The 2,421-nt window shown below is 64.5% G+C and carries 1 protein-coding gene and 1 pseudogene; one reads left to right on the top strand and one right to left on the bottom strand.

Translation table 11 applies throughout. From position 1 onward, the window contains the following. Positions 1-196, bottom strand: a pseudogene (locus AB4Y84_RS19365) (glutathione peroxidase); the annotation flags it as partial. Positions 197-355: 159 nt separating this feature from the next. Between AB4Y84_RS19365 and AB4Y84_RS19360 the strand changes: the two are divergent. Further along, positions 356-2,421 (top strand): M3 family metallopeptidase (locus tag AB4Y84_RS19360; RefSeq protein WP_442250695.1); only part of this gene is annotated, 2,066 nt, incomplete at its 3' end.

Genomic DNA, 2,421 nt, shown 5'->3' with positions numbered 1-2,421 from the left:
GGTTGCAGGGAAATCCGATCACCACCAGGCCGCGATCACGATAGTCCTGCCACAGCTGTTCCAACCCGGTGTACTGCGGGGTGAAGCCACAGCGGCTGGCAACGTTGACCAGCAGCAGCGGACGGCCCTCGTACTGCGCCAACGCCTGCGGCTGGCCTTCAAGGTCACGGAAGCTGAAATCGTAGGCAGTGGTCATGGCGGTGGGCCGTGGGCGGTGATTGCATGGTACCCGGGCAACCAGCCAGAGGGTGGCCCTGCTGCGGGGCGGCTTTGCCAACATGCCTTTTGACACAAGTGCGGGCGCGCCGGGCCGGGTTACCCTCGGGCCCTTGTTTGCCTTACCGGAGTATCGACCTTGACCACCCGCCTTGCCCTTGCCGTGGCCATGACCCTCGGCCTTGCCCTGCCCGCCTATTCGGCCAGCGCCGCCGCCCCGGCCACCGCTGCCAATGCCCAGCAGGCCAATCCGTTCTTCGCCGACAGCCCGCTGCCGCTGCATTTCCCGCAGTTCGACAAGATCAAGGACAGCGACTTCGCCCCGGCCTTCGACGCCGGCATGGCGCAGCAGCTGAAGGAAGTGGAGGCGATCGCCAACACCAAGGCCAAGCCGACCTTCGACAACACCATCATCGCCCTGGAAAAGAGCGGTGACACCCTGGACCGCGCGACCACCGTGTTCTTCAGCCTGGTCGGCGCCGACACCAACGACACCCGCAAGAAGCTGCAGGCCGACTATTCGGCGAAGTTCGCCGCGCACAGCGATGCGATCGCGCTGAACGGCAAGCTGTTCGCGCGCATCCAGGCGCTGTATGACAGCCGCGCCACCCTGGGCCTGGACGCTGAAGGCGTTCGCCTGGTCGAGAAGTACTACGACAACTACGTGCGCGCCGGCGCCAAGCTGTCCGAGGCCGACAAGACCAAGCTGAAGGAAATGAACGCCGAGCTGGCCAACCTCGGCACCAAGTTCAGCCAGAACGTGCAGTCGGAAGTGAATGCTTCGGCGATCACCGTCAACGACGTCAAGGAACTGGACGGCCTGTCCAAGGAGCAGATCGCTGCCGCCGCCGAAGCCGCCAAGGCCCGTGGCCTGGACGGCAAGTACGTGATCACCCTGCTCAACACCACCGGCCAGCCGCCGCTGACCAACCTGGCCAACCGCGCCCTGCGCCAGAAGATCTACGAAGCGTCCACCACCCGCGGCAGCCGCGGCGGTGAGTTCGACAACACCGCGCTGGTCGCGCGCATCATGCAGCTGCGCGCCGACAAGGCCAAGCTGATGGGCTTTGCCAACTTCGCCGCCTACAACCTGACCAACCAGACCGCCAAGACCCCCGAAGCGGTCAATGCGATGCTCGGCAAGCTGGCACCGGCAGCGGTGGCCAACGCCAAGCGCGAAGCCGCCGACCTGCAGGCAATGATCGACCAGGAACAGAAGGCCGCCGGCAAGCCGACCTTCAAGCTGGAGCCGTGGGACTGGGCCTTCTACAGCGAGAAGGTGCGCCAAGCCAAGTACAACTTCGACGAATCGCAGCTGAAGCCGTACTTCGAGATGAAGAACGTGCTGGAGAACGGCGTGTTCTTCGCCGCCAACCAGGAATTCGGCCTGACCTTCAAGCAGCGCACCGACCTGCCGGTCTACCACGATGACGTCACCGTCTATGACGTGTTCGATGCCGATGGCAGCCAGCTGGCGATCTTCATCTTCGACCCGTACGCACGTGCCTCCAAGCGCGGCGGTGCGTGGATGAACTCGTACGTCTCGCAGTCCAAGCTGACCGGTTTCAAGCCGGTGGTGGCCAATCACCTGAACATTCCCAAGCCGCCGGCCGGCCAGCCGACTCTGCTGACCTGGGATGAAGTGAGCACCACCTTCCACGAGTTCGGTCACGCCCTGCACGGCATGTTCTCGAATGTGAAGTATCCGTACTTCTCGGGCACCGCGGTGCCGCGCGACTTCGTCGAGTTCCCCTCGCAGGTCAACGAGATGTGGGCCGACAACCCGGCCATCCTGAAGAACTACGCCAAGCACTACCAGAATGGCTCGGCAATGCCGCAGGCACTGCTGGACAAGGTGCTGGCCGCGGCCAAGTTCAACCAGGGCTTTGCCACCACCGAGTACCTGGGCGCCGCCATGCTCGACCAGCGCTGGCACCAGATCGGCCCGGACCAGGTGCCGGCCGCCAAGGACGTAATGGCCTTCGAGCGCGCCGCGCTGGAGAAGGACGGCATCTACTACGCGCCGGTTCCGCCGCGCTACAAGACCCCGTATTTCAGCCACATCATGGGCGGCTACTCGGCCGGCTACTACGCCTACATCTGGTCGGAAGTGCTCGACGCCAACACCCAGAAGTGGTTCCGCGACAACGGCGGCCTGAGCCGCAAGAACGGCGACCACTTCCGCGCGACCCTGCTGTCCAAGGG

It is taken from the genome of Stenotrophomonas sp. 2YAF22 (genome assembly GCF_052114665.1).
In the GTDB taxonomy this organism is placed as follows: Bacteria; Pseudomonadota; Gammaproteobacteria; order Xanthomonadales; family Xanthomonadaceae; genus Stenotrophomonas; species Stenotrophomonas indicatrix.
This window is presented reverse-complemented; position numbering and strand designations above follow the sequence as displayed.